Genomic DNA, 426 nt, shown 5'->3' with positions numbered 1-426 from the left:
CCTGGTGGCCGGTACGGGCGTCGAGGCCCCCGCCATCGTCAGCCGCGAGGGCAGGACGCACCTGTTCACCAGTGCTGGACTGTGTTGCAACGGCGAGCAGTCCCAGTACCGGGTGTTGGGTGGCCGCGCCGACGACGTGATGGGCCCGTACTCCGATCGGCAACAGCGCCCGTTGGTGCAGGGGCCGGGTTCCCCGCTGCCCGGCGACGTGATCCTCAAGGGTGACGCCGACTGGGTGGGACCGGGTCACGTCGACGTGACCACCGACGACGCGGGGCAGGACTGGATGCTCTATCACGCCGCCCCCCGCGGCAGCGCCGTGCTCCCCAACGGGGTGCAGCGGAGGTACATGATGCTCGACCGCCTGGACTGGGTCGGCGGGTGGCCCGTGGTCGGGGACGGCACCCCGTCCTCGACCCGGTCCGC

At 72.1% G+C, this 426-nt stretch carries 1 protein-coding gene; it reads left to right on the top strand.

Annotated features, from left to right (window positions below; translation table 11 throughout):
- On the top strand, nt 1-426 hold a 426-nt coding region (locus G6018_RS10870), incomplete at both ends, for a family 43 glycosylhydrolase (RefSeq protein WP_182639587.1).

The sequence above is a fragment of the Dietzia sp. DQ11-44 genome, assembly GCF_014145205.1.
GTDB classification, from domain to species: Bacteria; Actinomycetota; Actinomycetes; order Mycobacteriales; family Mycobacteriaceae; genus Dietzia; species Dietzia natronolimnaea.
This window is presented reverse-complemented; position numbering and strand designations above follow the sequence as displayed.